Here is a 15,724-nt window from a genome sequence, read left to right as displayed (position 1 = left end):
CGGAGACGCGGAGGCGCGGAGAAGGAATAAAGAAAAAGAAAGAGGGGGATTCGCGCAGAGACGTAGAGAGCGCAGAGATGTCAGCTCTTTGCTGAAAGTTTGGCGCCCCATCCATTTATCGGCGGCTTCGCCGCCCATTTTTTTCTCTGCGTTCTCTACGTCTCTGCGCGAATCATATTCTCCGCGCCTCCGCGTCTCCGCGTGAACCTTTTTCATTCCCGCTCGCCCCCCGCTTCCCCATACCCCCCTCCGCCCGGGGTTTCGATCACGAAGGCGTCGCCCGCTTCGAGGGTGGCGCTGCCTGTCGCGGCGAGCATTTCGATCGATCCGTCGGCGCGCTCGACCCAGTTGCGCCCCGGCGCGCCGTCTTCGCCACCCGCGAGGCCCTTTGGCGCGATCTTTCGGCGGTTCGCGAGGATGTTCGCCGCCATCGGTTCGCGGAAGCGGATGCGGCGGGTGGCGCCGTCGCCGCCGCGCCAGCGGCCCCGGCCGCCCGAGCCCTTGCGGATCGAGAATTGCTCGACGATGACGGGGAAGCGCGTTTCCATCACTTCGGGATCGGTCATGCGGCTGTTGGTCATGTGGGTCTGGATCACGGCGGTGCCATCGAAGCCCGGCCCGGCGCCCGAGCCGCCCGCGATGGTCTCATAATATTGGCAGGCGTCATTGCCGAAGGTGAAGTTGTTCATCGTCCCCTGCGCGGGCGCCATCGCGCCGAAGGCCGCGAACAGCGCGTCGGTGATGACCTGACTCGTCTCGACATTGCCCGCGACGACGGCGGCGGGATAGCTGGGGGACAGCATCGAATCCTGCGGCACGATCAGGGTGACGGGGGCCAGGCAGCCCTCGTTCATCGGGATCGGATCGTCGAGCATGGTCCTGAGGACATAGAGGATGGCGGCGCGGACGACGGGAAGCGGCGCGTTGAAATTGTCGGGGAGCGTCGGCGACGAGCCGGTGAAGTCGATGGTGACGTGGCGCGCGTCGCGGTCGACCCGGACCGCGACCGCGACCTCGGCACCATTGTCCATGGCGTAGCGGAACCGGCCGTCGCTCAACCGGGCGATGAGCTGGCGGACGGCGGTTTCGGCCTGATGCTGGCCGTGCGCCATATAGGCGGCGACGGTGGCGGCGCCGTGCGCGGCGCTGAGGTCGGCGAGCGCGCTCGCGCCGCGCTGGCAGGCGGCGACCTGGGCTTTCAGGTCGGCGATGTTGAGCGCGGGGTTGCGGGCCGGGAAGGGGCCGGTGGTCAGGTGCGCGTAGACCTTGGCATCGAGGAATTGGCCGTCGTCGACGATCAGCCGGTTGTCGAAGAGCACGCCTTCCTGGTCGATGCTGGTGCTGTCCGGCGGCATCGAGCCGGGCGCGATGCCACCGAGGTCGGCGTGGTGCCCGCGCGTGGCGACGAAGAAGGCGGGGCTTTCGGCCCCATCCACGAACACCGGCATGATGACGGTGATGTCGGGGAGGTGGGTTCCTCCGTCATAGGGGGCGTTGAGGGCATAGGCGTCGCCCCTGCGGATGCCGCGGCCGTCGCTGGTGCGCTGGCGGAGGATGGTACGGACGCTTTCGCCCATCGAGCCGAGGTGGACGGGCATGTGCGGAGCATTGGCGACGAGGCGGCCTTCGCCGTCGAAGATCGCGCAGGAGAAGTCGAGCCGTTCGCGGATATTGATCGACGAGGCGCTGTGCTGAAGCGCGCCGCCCATTTCCTCGGCGATCGCCATGAACAGGCTGTTGAAGATTTCGAGGCGGATGGGGTCGGGAGGCTCAAGCTCTCCTCCTCCCTTCAGGGGAGAGGCGGCGAGACTTGGGTCGGCAAAGCCGGGCTCTGACGCAGCGGAGAGGGCTATCTTGTGGAGACGCAGTGTTCCCTCGCGCTCTACCGTCGCGGTCCAGCCGGGTTCGACCACCGTCGTCGAGAGCGGGTCGACGATGATTACGGGGCCGGCGATGGTGCGGCCGGGGACGAGGGCGCTACGCTGGTGGAGCGGAACGTCGTGCGGTGCGCCGGCGAGCCAGGCGGTGACGGTTTCGGGGGCGGTTTCGGCGGATGCGGCGGGCGGGGGCAGCGCGGGCGGAGCATCGCCTGCTTCGGTCAGTTCGACGCGGATGCGGTCGACGACGAGATCGGCGTGCGGCGCGTAGCCGAAGCGCTGGCGGAAGGCAGCGGCGAAGGCCCGCGCGACCTCTTGTGGCGGGGCAAGCGGGAGTTCGATGGCATTGTCGCTGTCGGCGAGGCGCACGAAGAGCAGGGTTTCGCGGGTCGTTTCGGCGTCCGGCGCGAGGTCGGTCCGGGCCTGCTCCGACAATTCGGCTTCGGCGGCGGCGAGGGGGACGGTGCAATCGGCGCCAAGCTTCAACGCCAGCGTGCGCTCGCGGATCGCCGAAGGCCGGGCGAGGCCCATGCCATAGGCGGACAGCACCCCGGCGAGCGGGTGGAGCAAGATTTCGTCGATGCCGAGCGCGTCGGCGACGAGGCAGGCATGCTGGCCCGCAGCGCCGCCGAAACCGACGAGGCTGTAATCCAGCGTCACGTCGTGGCCGCGCGCGATGGTGATGCGCTTGATCGCGTTTGCCATCTGCTGGATCGCGATCGCGAGCAGGCCTTCGGCGAGGGCTTCGGGGGTGATGTCGCCGACTTCGGCGGCCATGGCGGCGAATTTTTCCGCGACCGCGTTGCGGTCGAGCGGCCGGTCGCCATTGGGGCCGAAGAGTTTCGGAAAATGATCGGGCTGGATCTTGCCGAGCAGGACGTTGCAGTCGGTGACGGTCAGCGGGCCTCCGTTGCCATAGGCGGCGGGGCCGGGGTTGGCGCCCGCGCTTTCGGGGCCGACGGTGAGGCGCGCGCCGTCCCAGCGGCAGATCGAACCGCCGCCCGCCGCCACCGTGTGGATGCGCAGCATCGGGGCGCGGATGCGGGTGCCCGCGACGAGGGTCTCATTGTCGCGCTCGAGGCGTCCGGCATAATGGCTGACGTCGGTCGAGGTGCCGCCCATGTCGAAACCGATCAGGCGGCTCTTGCCCAAGGGCGCGGCGCTGCCGACCATTCCGACGATGCCGCCCGCCGGGCCGGACAGGATCGCATCGCGGCCGTGGAAGGCGGCGGCGGCGGCAAGGCCGCCCGAGCTTTTCATGAACTGCGGGTCGGTGCCGCCTTCAAGTTGGGCGCAGAATTGATCGACATAATGGCGCAGGACGGGCGAGAGATAGGCGTCGGCGAGCGTGGTGTCGCCGCGGCCGATCAGCTTGATCAGCGCGCTGACCTCGTGGCTCGTCGAGATTTGCGCGAAGCCGAGTTCACGCGCGATGGCGGCGAGGCGCTGTTCGTGGGCCGGGTAGCGATAGCCGTGCATGAGGACGATCGCGATGCTGGAAAGGCCTGCGTCGCGGGCCGCCTGCATTGCGGTGCGCGCAGCATCTTCGTCGAGCGGAGCGAGGATATGGCCTTCGGGGCTGACGCGCTCGGCGATTTCGGCGACCATCGCGTGTGGCGGCGGCGTGCGGTGCAGCGCGCGCGCGAAGAGGTCGGGGCGATCCTGATAGCCGATCGTCAGCGCATCGCCGAAACCCCGCGTGATTGCGAGCAGGGTCGGCTCGCCCTTGCGCTCGAGCAGGGCGTTGGTCGCGACGGTCGATCCCATGCGGATCGCGAGCGGTGGCAGCGCGCCGTCGCTCACGCCGGTGAGGTCGCGGATCGCATTCACGGCGGCGTCGCCCGGGTGCGCGGGGTTTTCGGAGAGATATTTGGCGGTGACGATGCTGCCGTCGGGGCGTCGGGCGACGACGTCGGTGAAGGTGCCGCCGCGGTCGATCCAGATGTGCCAGCGCATGTCAGGCGACATGAACCGGCCAGCGCAGCGTGATGGAAAGACCGTGGTCGGCGGCGACGCGGGTCCAGCTTCCCTTGAGCTGGCGTTCGATCAGGGTGCGGATGAACCGGGTGCCGAAGCTCTCGCCTTCGACATGCGGGGTTTCGGCGAGCCCGGTTTCGACCCAGCTGAGTTCGATCGCGTCGCCGTCCTGTCGCCAGGCGACCGCGAGGTCGCCGGTACCCGACAGCGCGCCATATTTGACGCTGTTGGTGACGAATTCGTGGATGGCGAGCGAGATCGCCTGCGCGCTTTCGTCGTCGAGCCGCACTTCGGGGCCGTCGAGGGCGGCGATGCGGTCGGCGGGCCAGCCCGCGACCTCGAGCTCGCGGCGGATGATGCGGCCGAGTTCGACGCTGCTCACCGCGCCGGTGACGATCATCTGCTTCGCTTCCGACAGGGCGCGCATCCGGCCGTCGAAGCGGGTCTCGAAATCCTGAAGGCTCGTCGATTCGCGGAGCGTGATTCGCGCGAGCGCGCTGATGCGGGCGAGCGCGTTCTTCATCCGGTGCGCCATCTCGCCGATCATCAGTTCGCGATCCTCGGCATGGCGCGCCTGCTGCTCGGCGAGCGCCTGCGCCGCGCCGACGCGGCGCTGCTGGACGCGGTGGAGTTGGGTCGCGAGCAGAGCCAGCGCGAGCCCGAACAGGAAGATGCCGAAGGGGCGGCCGAGCCGTTCGAACTGGCGGCCGTAGGAGATGCGCATCGTCCACACCCGGTCGGCGACGCGCAGCTTTTCGGTGTGCGTGTCCCATCCCATCGTTCCGTGGCGGAAGGCGAGCGGCGCCGAGGGGCCGTCGCCCGCATAGATTTCCACGCCGCGGATCGTGGCGAGCTGCGATCCGAGGACTGCGGTGAACAGGTCGGTGGTGCGGAAGGGGGCGTAGACGAAGGCTTCGATCGGCCGTTCGGTCGACCCCGCCACCGGCGGTGCTTCGGCGGCATAGATCGGAAGATAGACGAGGAAGCCGGACTGTTTTCGCGTCGCCCCGTTTTCCTGCTGCAGCCGCACAAGGCCGCTCGCGGCGGGGGCGCCGGTCTGCCACGCGCGGCGCATCGCCTCGCGCCGGACCGGCTCGCTGTACATGTCGTATCCGAGCGCGTTCTTGCGGCGCGGATTATAGGGTTCGATGAGGACGATGGGGAAGCCTACCGGCTGACTGGTCGCAGGCCAGACCTTGATGTCGCGTCCGTAATTTTCGCGCAACATCGCCTCGGCCGCCGCCGGCGTGCCTTGCCGGATCGCCACCGCGATGCCGATCCCCTCCATGCCGGGCGCGCGCTCCTCGGGCCGCAGCGCGGCGATATAGGCGCGGATGCTCGGCCCGTGGGTGGCAGGTGCCGACTGATAGAGCGCACGCACCCCTTGCAGCACCGCGACATGATCGCGCAGCCGCATGTTGACCTGCATCGCGACGCGATCGGCAAGGTCGGCATCCTCGGCCTGATTGTAAAGAAAGCTGGCGGCTGCGGCGACGAGCGTCGCGAGCAGGATGACGAGGCCGACGAAGCGGACGAGCAGCGCCACAAGCCGATCTGCCCAGGTCGAAGGGCGCATTTTTGCGAATCCTGCCTGATGGCTGCCGTGGCAGCGTCCCCCCTCCGGCGGCGACCTTATTCACGGAGCGCGGACGATGGCAAGATGATTTCGCGGCCAATCCGGCGATGGCGGCCGTTGCGCCGAGGCGGCTTTCGCTTATGCTTCGGCCGGAGCGCGAAAGAGAGGGAATTGCATGATCATCTATGGTTCGATCGTATCGCCGTTCGTCCGCAAATTGCTGGGCTATCTCGGCGAGAAGGGGATCGAGTTCGAGCTGCAGGGCGTGGGGATCGGCGACCCCGATCCGGGATTTCGCGCGGCGTCGCCGCTCGGCAAGATGCCCGCGATGGACGACGACGGCTTCCTCCTCGCCGATTCGAGCGCGATCATCCACTATCTGGAAGCGAAGCACCCCGCGCCGCCGTTGATCCCCGCCGACCCGCAGGAGCGCGGACGCGTGATCTGGTGGGACGAGTTCGGCGATACGGTGTTCGCGGCGTGCGGCGGCAAGATGTTCTTCAACCGCATCGTCTCCCCGAAATTCCTCGGTCGCGAGGGCGACCTCGCCGCGGCTGCAGAGGCCGAGACGGAAGAGCTGCCGAAACTGCTCGACTATCTGGAGAGCACGATCCCGGCCTCGGGCTATCTTGTCGGCGACCGCTTCACCCTCGCCGACCTGGCGGCCGTCTCGCCGCTCGTGAATCTGCGGCATTGCGGGTCGTGCATCGACGCGGTGACGCATCCGCGGATAGCGGCGTGGAGTGAGGCGATCCTGTCGCGCCCCAGCCTGGCGCCGTGGATCGCGAAGGAAGAGCGGATGATGGCGAAGGTGCTGGCGGCCTGAGAGGGGGGCCTCGGCGATGGACGGCGCGACCGTCAAGGCGGCTTTGAACGGGATTCGCGCAGAGGCGCAGAGTTGAAGAGCTTACACCTCTGCGCCTCTGCGCGAATCTGTGGAATGGCGGGTTCCGACCGGTTGCGGGCGTAGGCAAGGATCATATTCTCTCCCCTTGAGGGAGAGATACGAAGGCTTGGCAGCTTGCTGCCTAGCCGAAGTTGAGAGGGGGTTTTGCGTCCGCTGGCGTCGCACCCCTCTCCAAGCTTCGCTAGCTCCCAGGGGAGCAAGCTGCGCTATCCTCTCCCTCAAGGGGAGAGGAGGCTATGGCCGCTCCCCACCCCATAGCCGACGCTGTCCGGCGCCCTCGTGTATTATCCGAATAAATCTCTTGCCAATCGTGCGCTACAAATGTAGCACGCTACAAATGTAGCGCATGAGGTGATTCGGAAATGCTGTCGAGCCTGCCCCCGCGAGAACGCGAGATCGTCGATATTCTCTATGAACGCGGCGCCTCCACGGTGACCGAAATCGGCGAGGCGCTGAGTGACGCGCTGTCGGGGTCGGCGATCCGCGCGATGCTCAAGCGGCTCGAGGCAAAGGGCTTCGTGGCGCGCGAGGCGTCCGAGCGCGGCTTCGTCTATGCGCCGAGCGTGTCGGACAAGACCGCGCGCAAGTCGGCGCTGAGCCAGGTCGTGCGCGTCTTTTTCAACGGATCGGCGACGAGCGCCGCCGCGGCGTTGCTCGGGATGCAGGACGGGATGAAGGCCTCGGAGCTCGACGAACTCGAAAAAATGATCGCGAAAGCGCGCGAAGGGAGAGACCAGTGATGATCACCACCGCCATGTTGCTGGGCCTTGCCTGGAAATCCGCCGCGGTTGCGGGGTTGACGCTGATCCTGCTGCGGCTCGCTCGGTCGCGCTCGGCGGGCGAGCGGTCGCTGATCGCGCACGCCGGGATCGTCGCGCTGCTCGCGCTTCCCGCCGCGATGCTGTTGCTGCCGGCCTGGGCGCCGCTTCCCGCAAGCTGGACCGTCGCGGCCGAAGCCGCGCCGGTCGTTGCGGCGCCGGCAGCGACCGCTTCGACGGCGCAGGCGTTGCCGGTGACGGCGCCCGCCGCTTCGAGCGCGGCCGATACGGCGGGTTTTGTGCTGCCGGAGGTCGGCGATCTCGCGCCCTTTCTCTATGCGATCCCATTGGCGTTGCTGTGTGGAATGATGCTGCTTGCGGTGGTGCGGCTGTTCGCGATGCGCGGCCGGGCCGAAGTGCTGACCGAGGGGTCGTGGCTGTCGGCGCTCGCCGAGGCGCAGCGGCGCATGGGGTTCAAGCACGGCACCGCGCTGCTCGTCAGCAAGGAATTGCGCTCGCCGATCAGCTGGGGCGTGCTGCGCCCGACGATCGTGCTGAGTCCGGTCACGGTCGACGCGGTCGATGAGGCCGAGGCGATCATCGCGCACGAACTGGCGCATGTCGCGCGGCTCGACTGGGCGAAACTACTCGGCGCGCGTGCGGTTTGCGCCCTCTTCTGGTTCAATCCGCTGGTGTGGATGCTGGCGCGCGAAAGTCATCAATTGCGCGAGGAGGCCGCCGACGATGCGGTGCTGATGGCCGATATCGATGGCCCCGATTATGCAACGCTGCTCGTCGGCGCTGCGCGCCACGACAATCAGGGCGCGCTGCTCGCCGCGCATGGTGTCGCGCCGGGCAAAGGCAGTCTCAAGCGTCGGATTACCCGCGTCCTCGACGGCAGCCTGAAGCGCGGCCCGGCAAGCGCGAGTTGGATCCTGATGAGCCTGGTGCTGCTCGCGGGCGTCACGGCGCCGCTTGCCGCCTTCTCGGCGGCGGCGGAAGCGGGCGCAGATTTCGATAGGGCGGCAAAGAACTCCCCGGTTTCTTTCGCCGCCGCCGCCCCGGCCGCGACGCCTCCGTCCGTCGCGGCCGTGGGCGGAGAGACCGCACCTGCCGCAGCCGCGCAGAAGCCGCTCACGGCCGACCAGCTTGTCGGAATGCGCGCGGTCGGCGTGACCCCCGAATATGTCGCGCAGATGCGCGAACATGGCGGATCGATGGACCCCGACGACATTATCGCGGCGAAGGCGGTGGGGGTCGACCCCGCCTATATCCGCGCGATGCGCGGCGTCTTTCCGGGCGCTTCCATGGACGATCTGATCGGTGCCTCGGCGCTGCATATCGAGCCCCGCTATGCTCGCGAAATGAAGAGCGAGTTCCGCAGCCTGTCGATCGACGATTTGACCGCGCTGCGCGCGATGGGGATCACCGGCGACTATATCCGGAAGATGCGCGGCGCCGGTTACGCGCTGAAGAGCCCCGACGAGGCGATCGAACTGCGCGCGACCGGAATGACGCGCGGCGCGACGGGAAAGACCGTGACCCGCAGCGAAGAGCGGGCGACGGTCGATATCGGCCGCGGCGTGATCGAGGCGCGAGGCGCCGACGGCCGCGTTGCGCGTATCGAAATTCCCCGGCCGCCCGAACCGCCGGCACCGCCCGAAAACTGACGCCCGGACATTCGTCCAACCGCAGCTTCCGTTGATCGAACCTTGCTTTTGAAACGCCGCCGCCGCGGCGAGCGCTGACGCTCGCCTGGCGCGTGGAGGGAGGAACACGCCATGAAGACCCTGATTCTTGCCGCTGGCACCGCCTTGTTGTCGGTCCTTGCCCAGGCCGCGCCGAACGGTGCAACCGATGGGCTGGTCGTCGATCCGATCGACTGGAAGGTGGTGCCTTCGACTGCCGCCGAACAGCATCTGCGCATCAGCCATGCATCGTCGAGTAGCGATGTGTCGCTGACCGAACGCGCCGAGTTCGGCGCCGCGCGCGCTGCGTTGCAGGGCGGCGCGGGGCCGGTGTCGTTCACCGTGTCGCACGATGCGGGGACGCTCGCTTGCTCGGGCCGACTGACCGGCGCTTTCGCGGGTGAAGGGAACTGTCGCTTTTCCGCCGATCCGCGGTTCGAGGCTGGACTCGCGGCGCGGGGATTGGCGCCCGATGACCGCGGCGAACTGGTCACGATGCTGCTCGTCGATGCGACGCTCGACCTGGCCGACGGGCTGACCCGCGAAGGCGTGAAGCCCAAGGATAGCGGTGACCTGATCGCCGCCGCGGCGCTCGACGTCACGCCCGCCTATGTCCACGAACTGAAGTCGGATGCGATGGTCCTGACCGATGTCGGCGACGCGATCGCGTGCAAGGCGCTCGATGTCGACGGACCTTATGTGCGCGGCCTTGCCGCGGCGGGCTATCGCAATCTGACCGCCGACGATGTCGTCGCGATGAAGGCAATGGACGTGTCGCCCGACTATGCGCGCGCGATGAACCGGGCGCGCGGGAGCGGTCAGTGAAATTCGCTGCCAGCCTTGCGGCGGTTGCCGCCGCCCTCTCCGCCATGCCTGCCCTGGCGCAGGATGCGGCGCCGTCCGGCGACACGCCGCCGCCTGCATCGACCGGCATCGCCGCTGGTGCGAACAGCGCGGCGCGGCAGGTCTTCGCCCCCGCCGATTTCGCGCGCTACGCGCCGAAGAACGCCTATGACATGCTGGCGCAGGTTCCGGGTTTTTCGATCCGCGACAGCGAGGACCGGCGCGGGCTGGGCCAGGCGACGGGAAACGTCCTGTTCAACGGCGAGCGGCCGTCGAACAAGGCCGACGATATGTATACTCAGCTCTCGCGGATTCCTGCGGGCAATGTCGAGCGGATCGAGATCATCGACGGCGCGACACTCGATATTCCCGGATTGTCGGGGCAGGTCGCGAACATCGTCTATCGCGCCGACAGTTTCTCGGGCCAGTTTTCGTGGAAGCCCGAGTTTCGCGCGCATTACACCGACCCGCTGCTGACCCGCGCCGACGTGTCGGTGCGCGGGCGGACGGGCGAGATCGAATATGAGGCGGCGCTGAGCAACGACGATTCGGCACGCAGCGGCGCTGGTGGCCCGACGCTCATCTATGACGGCGCGGGCAGCATCGTCGAGCGGCGCAAGGATATCTGGAACACCCATTATGACACGCCGAAGCTGTCGGGTCGCATCACCTGGGATCCGCCGGGCGATACCGTCGCCAATCTCGGCGGCCATGTTCAGCGCAAATATGACCGCTATTACGAGGATGGCGTACGCACCGGTCCGGGCCAGCCCGACCGCCTCCGCACCGTCTATGAAAATGCCGACAGCTGGAATTACGAGCTCAGCGGCGATTATCAATTCGGCGTCGGCCCCGGCAAGCTCAAGCTGATCGGGCTGCGCCGGTTCAGCCACGAACCCTATTCGCAGGAGATCGTCACGATCGCCGACGACGGCACGCCCGCGACCGGCGACCGCTTCGCACAGGTCGGCGACATTGGCGAGACGATCGCGCGCGGCGAATATCAGTGGCAGATGCTCGGCGGCGATTGGCAGCTTTCGGGCGAGGCGGCGTTCAACACGCTCGACAATGTCGCGTCGATCGCCACGCTCGATCCGACGGGCGCCTGGGTCGATCAGCCGTTCGACGGCGGGACCGGTGGGGTCAGCGAGGACCGCTACGAAGGGCTGCTGAGCTTCGGGCGCAAGCTTACCGACAGCTTCAGCTTTCAGTTGACCGCCGGGGCCGAGCATTCGACGATCACCCAGACCGGGCCGAACGGCCTGACGCGCAGCTTCTTCCGCCCGAAAGGGTCGCTGACGCTCGCCTGGGCGCCATCGGCCGATTTCGACGCATCGCTCAAGATCCGGCGGCGGGTGCTTCAGCTCAGCTTCTATGATTTCCTCGCGCGCGCCTTCCTCAACGACGGCAACGAGAATCAGAGCAACAACGACCTGCGGCCACAGCAGGACTGGAGCTACGAGCTCGAGATCAACCGTAAGCTGGGCGCCTGGGGATCGACCAAGCTCTATTTCGTCTATCGCGACGTCGAGGACCGGGTCGACGTGATCCCGATCGGTCCGGAAGGCGAGGCGGTCGGCAATATCGCCAAGGCCAAAGCCGGCGCGGTCGAATGGACCTCGACGATCAACCTCGACCCGGCGGGACTGAAGGGCGTCAAGATCGACACCAGCCTGCTGTTTCAGAAATCCTCGCTGCGCGATCCCTTTACCGGAGAAAAACGGCAGTGGAGCGGCTTCACCGACACGGTGCTGAGCGCCGACCTGCGCCATGACATCCCCGGCAGCGACTGGGCGTGGGGCGGGCATGTCGAATATTCGCACGTTCAGCCCAATTATCGCCGCAACCAGACCGACAAGGTCTGGGAAGGCCCGGTGTGGGCGTCGGTCTTCGTCGAGCACAAGAATGTCATGGGGCTGACGGTGCGTGCGTCGATCAACAATATCACCAACGCCCGCTCGAAGCGCGACCGGACGGTCTATGAGGGGCTGCGCGGAGCGAGCGAGATCGCCTTCGTCGAGGAGCGCGACCGGCTGATCGGCCCGATCTTCGCCTTTTCCGTGCGCGGGAAATTCTGAGATCGGCTAGGACGGGCGGATGATCGCGCGGCGGACCAAAATCTATTTCGACGGCGGCTGCCGTCCGAATCCCGGACCGATGGAGATCGCGGTGGTGACGGGCGGCGTCGCGACGGTCGAGCGGGATATCGGGACCGGAAGCAGCCTCGATGCTGAATGGCTGTCGCTGATCGCGGCGCTGCGGCTGGCGCGGGCGCGGGGGCTCACGGATTTCGTGCTGCTGGGCGACGCGGCGGCGGTGATCGCGCAGGCGACGGATAAGGTTCGGGCGCATGGCCGGGTCGCGGGACATCTCGCGGCGTTTCGCGCGCTGGCGGACGAGGGGCCGTCGCCGCGTATCCGACATATCGGCCGCGCGCAGAATCTGGCGGGAATTGCGCTGGCGAAGCTGCACCCGCGGTAGCGAAGGATCAGGCGTAGGCGTCGATCGCCTCGAGATGCTTCGCCTTGTCGATCTCGCTGAGGAAGGAGCCGGTGAAGCTGTTGCGCGCCAGCGTCACAAGGTCGGCTTTCGACAGGTCGAGCGCGTCGGCGACGGCCCGATAATTCGCGTTCACATAGCCGCCGAAATAGCTGGGGTCATCGCTGTTCACCGTTGCGGCCAGTCCGGCGTCGAGCATCGTCTTGAGCGGATGGTCGGCGAGGTCGTCCACGACGCAGAGCTTGAGGTTCGATAGCGGGCAGACGGTAAGGGTCATGCCCTCGCTCACGAGCCGCGCGACGAGAGCGGGATCCTCGAGGCTGCGGTTGCCATGGTCGATGCGGTCGACCTTGAGAAGGTCGAGCGCCTCGTGGACATAGGCGGGCGGGCCTTCCTCGCCGGCGTGGGCGACGAGCTTCAGCCCCAGGTCGCGAGCGCGGGCGAAGACGCGTTCGAACTTCGAGGGAGGATGGCCGACCTCGGAGGAGTCGAGGCCGACGCCCGCGATGCGGTCCAGAAAAGGCAGTGCCTCGTCGAGCGTCGCCTCGGCCTCGGCCTCGCTGAGGTGACGGAGGAAACTGAGAATGAGCTTCGAGGTCATGCCATGCTTCGCGTGCGCTTCGTCGAGCGCGCGGGTGATGCCGGTGACGATGGTCTCAAAGGCGATGCCGCGCATCGTATGACCCTGCGGGTCGAAGAAGATTTCGACGTGGCGGACGCCGTCGGCGCGGGCGCGCGCGAGATAGGCGACGGTGAGGTCGTGGAAATCCTGCTCGGTCCGGAGAACGCCCATCCCCTGATAATAAATGTCGAGGAAATCCTGGAGGTTCGAGAAAGCATAAGCGGCGCGCACCTCCTCAACCGACGCGAAGGGGATGGCGACGCCGTTGCGTTGCGCGAGCTCGAACATCAGTTCGGGTTCGAGCGAGCCTTCGATGTGGAGATGAAGCTCGGCCTTGGGCAGGCCGGCGATGAAGGCGGCGCGCTCGTCCGCGGAAGCGAAACTGTCAGTCATGGGGCAATTCCTCCTCGCGCAAAATGATGGCGGCTTCGGGCTTATGGCGGCGGATTTCCTCGACTGTCAGCCCGTCGATCTCGTGCGGGAAGATCAGCCAGCGATCGGTTTCGTGGACGAAGAAATCGGGTCGGAGGTCGGTGACGTTGCGGCCGGGTTTGAACCAGACCGTCGCGATGCGGATGTCGCGCGGCATATTGTGGCGGCAGCGCGCGCGAAGCTCGGCGATGAAGGCGCGGATGCTGCGCCCCGAATCGAAGACGTCGTCGATGATCAGCAGCCGGTCCTCCGGGTTCAGCGTGTCGATGAGATAGCCGAGCGCGAAGACGCGCACCTGGGGGTCCTGATTGTCGATGCCTTTGTAGGAGGAGGTGCGGATCGCGATATGGTCGCAGTGGTGGCCGTGATAGTCGAGCAGCTCCTGCACCGCGATTCCCACCGGCGCGCCGCCGCGCCAGATGCCGACGAGATGCGTCGGTTCGAACCCGCTGTCGATGACCTTCATGCCGAGCCGCAGCGAGTCGGCGAGAAGCTCGTTCGCGCTGATGTAGATTTTATCGTCGCTCATGCGCGGGAAATAATCCGCCCCTCGACATTTGTCATGCTCGGTATTATGTATGGTATTGTGTATGGATATGGATGGTGGTGATGACCGAACTCGAAGGCCGCGAGAAATGGTTATGGATATACAGGACGGGGCTGCACGGCCTGTGTCCGCGTTGCGGCGAGGGCCGGATGTTCCGGCGCTGGCTGAAGGTGCAGGAGCGTTGCCCGCAATGCGGGCTCGATTATGATTTCGCCGCGCCTGACGACGGGCCGGCCTTTTTTTCGCTCTGCTTCATTGCCTTTCCGCTGCTGTTCCTCGTCGTCTGGTTCGAGGTCGCGCTGAATCCGCCGTGGTGGATGCACCTGATCGTCTCGGTGCCGTTGATGGTTCTCCCTTGCCTTGCGGCGCTTCAGCCGATCAAGGGCTGGCTGGTCGCGTCGCAATATGTGAACCGCGCACAGGAGGCGGGCACCGACGCGCTGTGGGCGCAGCTCCACGCGCGCGCCAAGGGGGAGAGCGTAGAGGGCGATGGCTGAGGGCTGGATTCCCGATCTCGACCGCAGCAGCGGTGCCAAATATGTCGCGATCGCCGAGGCGATCGCGAATGCGATCGAGACCGGCGCGCTCTGTGCCGGCGATCGGCTGCCGACGCAGCGCGATCTTGCCGCGCGGCTCGGGATCGACCTGACCACCGTCACCAGGGCCTATGAGCAGGCGCGGATGCGCGGGCTGATCGGCGCGCGCGGGCGTGCGGGAAGCTTCGTGCTGCCGCAGGATGCGATTGCTGCCGGACCGCCGCCGCGCGACACGGGGATGAACATGCCGCCCGAGGTCGCGGGCGGGTCGCTGCTCGCGGCGTGGGAGCGGACGTCGAGTGCGTTGCTGCGCGCGCCGGGCGCGGGCGGGCGGCTGCACTATACGCCCGCGGGCGGGCGCGAGGCCGACCGTGCGGCGGGCGCGGCACTTTTCGGGCGGCTGGGGCTGGCGAGCGAGCCCGATCAACTGGTGGTGACCGCAGGGGCGCAGAATGCGCTGCACGCGATCGTCGGCGCGACCTTGAAGGCGGGCGATGTCGTCGCGTGCGGGATGCATGTCTATCCGGGCTTCTTGGCGATTGCGAAGAAGGCGGGGTTGCGGTTGGCGCCGCTGGCGCGGATCGATGCCGACGCGCTGGAGGCGCTCTGCCGGCGCGAGACGATCGCGGCGCTTTATGTCGTGCCGACCAACGACAATCCGACCACCGTCACGCTGGATGCCGACGAGCGCGCGGCGCTCGCCGCGGCGGCGCGGCGGCGCGGGGTGCGGCTGATCGAGGACGACGCCTATGGACAGCTTGCCGAGGCAGTGATCGCGCCGCTGTCGAGCTTTGCGCCCGAACGCGGCTGGTATGTCGCCAGCGCATCGAAGATCATCTCCCCGGCGCTGCGCATTGCACATGTCCGTGCGCCGTCGGTCACCGACGCGCTGGCGGTCGCGGTGGAGGTGCATGGAAGCGACGTCATGCCGCCGCCGCTCAATGCCGCGCTGATGACGCGCTGGCTGGAGGATGGAAGCTATGACCGGCTGATCGCCGAGACGCGCGCCGAAGCGGTGGCGCGGCAGGCGATCGCCGCAGAGCTGTTGCCTGCGGGGAGCTACGCCGCGCATCCGTGCGGTTATCATCTGTGGGTGCCGTTGCCGGGCGGGGCCCATCCGGCGCGGATCGCGGGCGCGCTGCGCGCTACCGGGATGATGGCGATCGCTGCGGATGATTTTGCTGTGGGCGCGGTAAAGGCTCCGGCGCTGCGCGTGTCGCTGGGCGGTGCGATCGACCGCGCGGGATTGTGGCGCGGGCTGGCGGTGCTAGCGCGCGAACTGGCGGCGGTTCAGGCGGTGTAATGCAAAGCGAAGTCGGCTTTGGGATGGAGATCTGCCCCTCCCCACCTTCGTCATTCCCGCGAAAGCGGGAACCCAGTGTGGGGTTAGCCGCCGCGCGCTCTGGGTCCCCGCTTTCGCGGGGATGACAAAGTTAGGAAATGACGGCGTCCGCATCGGTCG

General features: G+C 67.3%; 12 protein-coding genes. 8 read left to right on the top strand and 4 right to left on the bottom strand.

The window, feature by feature from the left end; translation table 11 throughout:
• Positions 1-212: 212 nt before the first annotated feature.
• Together NP825_RS14890 and NP825_RS14885 are read right to left on the bottom strand one after the other, a co-directional pair.
• Positions 213-3,833: a hydantoinase B/oxoprolinase family protein gene (locus NP825_RS14890; protein WP_257551483.1), complete on the bottom strand. Its 3,621-nt coding sequence runs from the start codon at positions 3,831-3,833 to the stop codon at positions 213-215.
• Between the two features lies 1 nt (position 3,834).
• A complete protein-coding gene (locus NP825_RS14885) occupies positions 3,835-5,430 on the bottom strand; it encodes a CHASE domain-containing protein (protein WP_374046497.1) in 1,596 nt (531 codons plus the stop codon).
• A 175-nt stretch (positions 5,431-5,605) separates the two neighbouring features.
• Between NP825_RS14885 and NP825_RS14880 the strand changes: the two genes are divergently transcribed.
• The 6 genes from NP825_RS14880 (at position 5,606) to NP825_RS14855 (ending at position 12,107) form a co-directional block, all read left to right on the top strand.
• The gene (locus tag NP825_RS14880; RefSeq protein WP_257544911.1) at positions 5,606-6,256 is read left to right on the top strand and encodes a glutathione S-transferase family protein; all 651 of its coding nucleotides are present in this window, start codon (positions 5,606-5,608) and stop codon (positions 6,254-6,256) included.
• 443 nt (positions 6,257-6,699) lie between these two features.
• The gene (locus tag NP825_RS14875) at positions 6,700-7,077 is read left to right on the top strand and encodes a BlaI/MecI/CopY family transcriptional regulator (RefSeq protein ID WP_257544909.1); all 378 of its coding nucleotides are present in this window, start codon (positions 6,700-6,702) and stop codon (positions 7,075-7,077) included.
• Positions 7,077-8,765 (top strand): M56 family metallopeptidase, encoded by a 1,689-nt coding sequence (locus NP825_RS14870; protein WP_257544907.1) that lies wholly within the window; start codon positions 7,077-7,079, stop codon positions 8,763-8,765. Before NP825_RS14875 ends, NP825_RS14870 begins: the two co-directional genes overlap by 1 nt.
• Positions 8,766-8,876: 111 nt before the next feature.
• A complete protein-coding gene (locus NP825_RS14865) occupies positions 8,877-9,608 on the top strand; it encodes a hypothetical protein (RefSeq protein WP_257544905.1) in 732 nt (243 codons plus the stop codon).
• Positions 9,605-11,704, top strand: a complete 2,100-nt coding sequence (locus NP825_RS14860) for a TonB-dependent siderophore receptor (protein WP_257544903.1) — start codon at positions 9,605-9,607, stop codon at positions 11,702-11,704. The genes NP825_RS14865 and NP825_RS14860 overlap by 4 nt, the downstream gene beginning before the upstream one ends.
• A 19-nt stretch (positions 11,705-11,723) precedes the next feature.
• On the top strand, positions 11,724-12,107 hold the full coding sequence (locus NP825_RS14855; protein WP_257544901.1) for a reverse transcriptase-like protein: 384 nt from the start codon (positions 11,724-11,726) through the stop codon (positions 12,105-12,107).
• A 7-nt stretch (positions 12,108-12,114) separates the two neighbouring features.
• Here the strand turns inward: NP825_RS14855 and NP825_RS14850 are convergent, their stop codons facing one another.
• Together NP825_RS14850 and NP825_RS14845 are read right to left on the bottom strand one after the other, a co-directional pair.
• Positions 12,115-13,140 (bottom strand): adenosine deaminase, encoded by a 1,026-nt coding sequence (locus NP825_RS14850; protein ID WP_257544899.1) that lies wholly within the window; start codon positions 13,138-13,140, stop codon positions 12,115-12,117.
• Positions 13,133-13,708 (bottom strand): phosphoribosyltransferase, encoded by a 576-nt coding sequence (locus NP825_RS14845; RefSeq protein WP_257544897.1) that lies wholly within the window; start codon positions 13,706-13,708, stop codon positions 13,133-13,135. The genes NP825_RS14850 and NP825_RS14845 overlap by 8 nt, the downstream gene beginning before the upstream one ends.
• 80 nt (positions 13,709-13,788) lie before the next feature.
• On the opposite strand from NP825_RS14845, the gene NP825_RS14840 reads away from it, so the two are divergent.
• Both NP825_RS14840 and NP825_RS14835 read left to right on the top strand, forming a co-directional pair.
• On the top strand, positions 13,789-14,223 hold the full coding sequence (locus NP825_RS14840; protein WP_257544895.1) for a DUF983 domain-containing protein: 435 nt from the start codon (positions 13,789-13,791) through the stop codon (positions 14,221-14,223).
• Positions 14,216-15,565 carry a PLP-dependent aminotransferase family protein gene (locus NP825_RS14835; RefSeq protein ID WP_257544893.1) on the top strand — a complete coding sequence of 450 codons (1,350 nt, stop codon included), beginning with the start codon at positions 14,216-14,218 and terminating at the stop codon, positions 15,563-15,565. The genes NP825_RS14840 and NP825_RS14835 overlap by 8 nt, the downstream gene beginning before the upstream one ends.
• Positions 15,566-15,724 lie beyond the last annotated feature (159 nt).

The organism is Sphingopyxis sp. DBS4, from assembly GCF_024628865.1.
Classification (GTDB): domain Bacteria; phylum Pseudomonadota; class Alphaproteobacteria; order Sphingomonadales; family Sphingomonadaceae; genus Sphingopyxis.
The sequence above is the reverse complement of the archived record's forward strand: the minus strand, read 5'-3'. Positions and strand labels throughout refer to the sequence as shown.

What these genes read in the sequence shown, in the direction of transcription:
- NP825_RS14855 (WP_257544901.1), top strand. Translation starts at nt 11,724, where the DNA reads ATGATCGCGCGGCGGACCAAAATCTATTTCGACGGCGGCTGCCGTCCG.
- NP825_RS14835 (WP_257544893.1), top strand. Translation starts at nt 14,216, where the DNA reads ATGGCTGAGGGCTGGATTCCCGATCTCGACCGCAGCAGCGGTGCCAAA.
- NP825_RS14880 (WP_257544911.1), top strand. Translation starts at nt 5,606, where the DNA reads ATGATCATCTATGGTTCGATCGTATCGCCGTTCGTCCGCAAATTGCTG.
- NP825_RS14890 (WP_257551483.1), bottom strand. Translation starts at nt 3,833, where the DNA reads ATGCGCTGGCACATCTGGATCGACCGCGGCGGCACCTTCACCGACGTC.
- NP825_RS14870 (WP_257544907.1), top strand. Translation starts at nt 7,077, where the DNA reads ATGATCACCACCGCCATGTTGCTGGGCCTTGCCTGGAAATCCGCCGCG.
- NP825_RS14875 (WP_257544909.1), top strand. Translation starts at nt 6,700, where the DNA reads ATGCTGTCGAGCCTGCCCCCGCGAGAACGCGAGATCGTCGATATTCTC.
- NP825_RS14865 (WP_257544905.1), top strand. Translation starts at nt 8,877, where the DNA reads ATGAAGACCCTGATTCTTGCCGCTGGCACCGCCTTGTTGTCGGTCCTT.
- NP825_RS14845 (WP_257544897.1), bottom strand. Translation starts at nt 13,708, where the DNA reads ATGAGCGACGATAAAATCTACATCAGCGCGAACGAGCTTCTCGCCGAC.
- NP825_RS14885 (WP_374046497.1), bottom strand. Translation starts at nt 5,430, where the DNA reads ATGCGCCCTTCGACCTGGGCAGATCGGCTTGTGGCGCTGCTCGTCCGC.
- NP825_RS14840 (WP_257544895.1), top strand. Translation starts at nt 13,789, where the DNA reads ATGACCGAACTCGAAGGCCGCGAGAAATGGTTATGGATATACAGGACG.
- NP825_RS14850 (WP_257544899.1), bottom strand. Translation starts at nt 13,140, where the DNA reads ATGACTGACAGTTTCGCTTCCGCGGACGAGCGCGCCGCCTTCATCGCC.